General features: G+C 49.4%; 1 tRNA gene and 3 rRNA genes. All 4 read left to right on the forward strand.

What is annotated here, in order from left to right:
• The first annotated feature begins 124 nt into the window (after window positions 1–124).
• The 4 genes from HMPREF2571_RS03195 (at window position 125) to rrf (ending at window position 5,044) form a co-directional block, all read left to right on the forward strand.
• Window positions 125–1,672, forward strand: a 16S ribosomal RNA gene (locus HMPREF2571_RS03195).
• Between the two features lie 54 nt (window positions 1,673–1,726).
• Window positions 1,727–1,799, forward strand: a tRNA-Ala gene (locus HMPREF2571_RS03200).
• A 146-nt stretch (window positions 1,800–1,945) separates the two neighbouring features.
• Window positions 1,946–4,845 (forward strand): 23S ribosomal RNA (locus HMPREF2571_RS03205).
• Window positions 4,846–4,928: 83 nt separating this feature from the next.
• A 5S ribosomal RNA gene (gene rrf, locus HMPREF2571_RS03210) occupies window positions 4,929–5,044 on the forward strand.
• The 16S, 23S and 5S rRNA genes sit together here with 1 tRNA gene alongside, the layout of an rRNA operon.
• Window position 5,045 lies beyond the last annotated feature (1 nt).

Consider the following 5,045-nt stretch of genomic DNA (forward strand, 5'->3'; position numbering starts at 1 on the left):
AGACCTTTGAGAACTGAATAAGAAACCAAGTGCAGGGTTATAGAAGAAATTATAACCTGTCAATTTACAAGAATAAATCGTCAGACGACGGTAATGAGTTAACGCTCGAACAATTATTAAAGTTTTTAATGAGAGTTTGATCCTGGCTCAGGACGAACGCTGGCGGCGTGCCTAATACATGCAAGTAGAACGCTGAAGAGAGGAGCTTGCTCTTCTTGGATGAGTTGCGAACGGGTGAGTAACGCGTAGGTAACCTGCCTTGTAGCGGGGGATAACTATTGGAAACGATAGCTAATACCGCATAACAATGGATGACTCATGTCATTTATTTGAAAGGGGCAAATGCTCCACTACAAGATGGACCTGCGTTGTATTAGCTAGTAGGTGAGGTAACGGCTCACCTAGGCGACGATACATAGCCGACCTGAGAGGGTGATCGGCCACACTGGGACTGAGACACGGCCCAGACTCCTACGGGAGGCAGCAGTAGGGAATCTTCGGCAATGGGGGCAACCCTGACCGAGCAACGCCGCGTGAGTGAAGAAGGTTTTCGGATCGTAAAGCTCTGTTGTAAGTCAAGAACGAGTGTGAGAGTGGAAAGTTCACACTGTGACGGTAGCTTACCAGAAAGGGACGGCTAACTACGTGCCAGCAGCCGCGGTAATACGTAGGTCCCGAGCGTTGTCCGGATTTATTGGGCGTAAAGCGAGCGCAGGCGGTTTGATAAGTCTGAAGTTAAAGGCTGTGGCTCAACCATAGTTCGCTTTGGAAACTGTCAAACTTGAGTGCAGAAGGGGAGAGTGGAATTCCATGTGTAGCGGTGAAATGCGTAGATATATGGAGGAACACCGGTGGCGAAAGCGGCTCTCTGGTCTGTAACTGACGCTGAGGCTCGAAAGCGTGGGGAGCGAACAGGATTAGATACCCTGGTAGTCCACGCCGTAAACGATGAGTGCTAGGTGTTGGATCCTTTCCGGGATTCAGTGCCGCAGCTAACGCATTAAGCACTCCGCCTGGGGAGTACGACCGCAAGGTTGAAACTCAAAGGAATTGACGGGGGCCCGCACAAGCGGTGGAGCATGTGGTTTAATTCGAAGCAACGCGAAGAACCTTACCAGGTCTTGACATCCCGATGCTATTTCTAGAGATAGAAAGTTACTTCGGTACATCGGTGACAGGTGGTGCATGGTTGTCGTCAGCTCGTGTCGTGAGATGTTGGGTTAAGTCCCGCAACGAGCGCAACCCCTATTGTTAGTTGCCATCATTCAGTTGGGCACTCTAGCGAGACTGCCGGTAATAAACCGGAGGAAGGTGGGGATGACGTCAAATCATCATGCCCCTTATGACCTGGGCTACACACGTGCTACAATGGTTGGTACAACGAGTTGCGAGTCGGTGACGGCAAGCTAATCTCTTAAAGCCAATCTCAGTTCGGATTGTAGGCTGCAACTCGCCTACATGAAGTCGGAATCGCTAGTAATCGCGGATCAGCACGCCGCGGTGAATACGTTCCCGGGCCTTGTACACACCGCCCGTCACACCACGAGAGTTTGTAACACCCGAAGTCGGTGAGGTAACCTTTTGGAGCCAGCCGCCTAAGGTGGGATAGATGATTGGGGTGAAGTCGTAACAAGGTAGCCGTATCGGAAGGTGCGGCTGGATCACCTCCTTTCTAAGGAAAAACGGAATGTACTTGAGTTTCTTATTTAGTTTTGAGAGGTCTTGTGGGGCCTTAGCTCAGCTGGGAGAGCGCCTGCTTTGCACGCAGGAGGTCAGCGGTTCGATCCCGCTAGGCTCCATTGAATCGCAAGATTCAAGTATTGTCCATTGAAAATTGAATATCTATATCAAATTCCATATGTAATTAATTACATATAGATAGTAACAAGAAAATAAACCGAAACGCTGTGAATATTTAATGAGTTAGGTCGAAAGACCAAAATAAGGTTAAGTTAATAAGGGCGCACGGTGGATGCCTTGGCACTAGAAGCCGATGAAGGACGTGACTAACGACGAAATGCTTTGGGGAGCTGTAAGTGAGCAATGATCCAGAGATGTCCGAATGGGGGAACCCGGCAGGTAATGCCTGTCACTCATTACTGTTAAGGTAATGTAGAGGAAGACGCAGTGAACTGAAACATCTAAGTAGCTGCAGGAAGAGAAAGCAAAAGCGATTGCCTTAGTAGCGGCGAGCGAAACGGCAAGAGGGCAAACCGAAGAGTTTACTCTTCGGGGTTGTAGGACTGCAACGTGGACTTAAAGATTATAGAAGAACTACCTGGGAAGGTAGGCCAAAGAGAGTAATAGCCTCGTATTCGAAATAGTCTTTATACCTAGCAGTATCCTGAGTACGGCGAGACACGAGAAATCTCGTCGGAATCTGGGAGGACCATCTCCCAACCCTAAATACTCTCTAGTGACCGATAGTGAACCAGTACCGTGAGGGAAAGGTGAAAAGCACCCCGGGAGGGGAGTGAAATAGAACCTGAAACCGTGTGCCTACAACAAGTTCGAGCCCGTTAATGGGTGAGAGCGTGCCTTTTGTAGAATGAACCGGCGAGTTACGATATGATGCGAGGTTAAGTTGAAGAGACGGAGCCGTAGGGAAACCGAGTCTTAATAGGGCGTATTAGTATCATGTCGTAGACCCGAAACCATGTGACCTACCCATGAGCAGGTTGAAGGTGAGGTAAAACTCACTGGAGGACCGAACCAGGGCACGTTGAAAAGTGCTTGGATGACTTGTGGGTAGCGGAGAAATTCCAAACGAACTTGGAGATAGCTGGTTCTCTCCGAAATAGCTTTAGGGCTAGCGTCGATGTTAAGTCTCTTGGAGGTAGAGCACTGTTTGGGTGAGGGGTCCATCCCGGATTACCAATCTCAGATAAACTCCGAATGCCAACGAGATATAATCGGCAGTCAGACTGCGAGTGCTAAGATCCGTAGTCGAAAGGGAAACAGCCCAGACCACCAGCTAAGGTCCCAAAATATATGTTAAGTGGAAAAGGATGTGGGGTTGCACAGACAACTAGGATGTTAGCTTAGAAGCAGCTATTCATTCAAAGAGTGCGTAATAGCTCACTAGTCGAGTGACCCTGCGCCGAAAATGTACCGGGGCTAAAACATATTACCGAAGCTGTGGATACCTTTATAGGTATGGTAGGAGAGCGTTCTATGTGCGAAGAAGGTGTACCGTGAGGAGTGCTGGAGCGCATAGAAGTGAGAATGCCGGTATGAGTAGCGAAAGACAGGTGAGAATCCTGTCCACCGTAAGACTAAGGTTTCCAGGGGAAGGCTCGTCCGCCCTGGGTTAGTCGGGACCTAAGGAGAGACCGAAAGGTGTATCCGATGGACAACAGGTTGATATTCCTGTACTAGAGTATATAGTGATGGAGGGACGCAGTAGGCTAACTAAACCAGACGATTGGAAGTGTCTGGCCAAGCAGTGAGGTGTGATATGAGTCAAATGCTTATATCTATAACATTGAGCTGTGATGGGGAGCGAAGTTTAGTAGCGAAGTTAGTGATGTCACACTGCCGAGAAAAGCTTCTAGCGTTAATTATACTCTACCCGTACCGCAAACCGACACAGGTAGTCGAGGCGAGTAGCCTCAGGTGAGCGAGAGAACTCTCGTTAAGGAACTCGGCAAAATGGCCCCGTAACTTCGGGAGAAGGGGCGCTGACTTATGGTCAGCCGCAGTGAATAGGCCCAAGCAACTGTTTATCAAAAACACAGCTCTCTGCTAAATCGTAAGATGATGTATAGGGGGTGACGCCTGCCCGGTGCTGGAAGGTTAAGAGGAGTGCTTAGCAATAGCGAAGGTATGAATTGAAGCCCCAGTAAACGGCGGCCGTAACTATAACGGTCCTAAGGTAGCGAAATTCCTTGTCGGGTAAGTTCCGACCCGCACGAAAGGCGTAATGATTTGGGCACTGTCTCAACGAGAGACTCGGTGAAATTTTAGTACCTGTGAAGATGCAGGTTACCCGCGACAGGACGGAAAGACCCCATGGAGCTTTACTGCAGTTTGATATTGAGTATCTGTACCACATGTACAGGATAGGTAGGAGCCTATGACCTCGGGACGCCAGTTTCGAGTGAGGCGTTGTTGGGATACTACCCTTGTGTTATGGCTACTCTAACCCAGATAGGTTATCCCTATCGGAGACAGTGTCTGACGGGCAGTTTGACTGGGGCGGTCGCCTCCTAAAAGGTAACGGAGGCGCCCAAAGGTTCCCTCAGAATGGTTGGAAATCATTCGCAGAGTGTAAAGGTATAAGGGAGCTTGACTGCGAGAGTTACAACTCGAGCAGGGACGAAAGTCGGGCTTAGTGATCCGGTGGTTCCGCATGGAAGGGCCATCGCTCAACGGATAAAAGCTACCCTGGGGATAACAGGCTTATCTCCCCCAAGAGTTCACATCGACGGGGAGGTTTGGCACCTCGATGTCGGCTCGTCGCATCCTGGGGCTGTAGTCGGTCCCAAGGGTTGGGCTGTTCGCCCATTAAAGCGGCACGCGAGCTGGGTTCAGAACGTCGTGAGACAGTTCGGTCCCTATCCGTCGCGGGCGTAGGAAATTTGAGAGGATCTGCTCCTAGTACGAGAGGACCAGAGTGGACTTACCGCTGGTGTACCAGTTGTTCTGCCAAGAGCATCGCTGGGTAGCTATGTAGGGAAGGGATAAACGCTGAAAGCATCTAAGTGTGAAGCCCACCTCAAGATGAGATTTCCCATGATTTTATATCAGTAAGAGCCCTGAGAGATGATCAGGTTGATAGGTTAGAAGTGGAAGTGTGGTGACACATGTAGCGGACTAATACTAATAGCTCGAGGACTTATCCAAAGAAAGTAACTGAGACATATTGACAACGATTTGGTTTCCTGATACAGTATAGATATTCAATTTTGAGTTGAGAATACTCAGAGTTAAGTGACGATAGCCTAGGAGATACACCTGTTCCCATGCCGAACACAGAAGTTAAGCCCTAGTACGCCTGATGTAGTTGGGGGTTGCCCCCTGTTAGATACGGTAGTCGCTTAGCG

The organism is Streptococcus sp. HMSC068F04 (assembly GCF_001837455.1).
GTDB classification, from domain to species: domain Bacteria; phylum Bacillota; class Bacilli; order Lactobacillales; family Streptococcaceae; genus Streptococcus; species Streptococcus salivarius_D.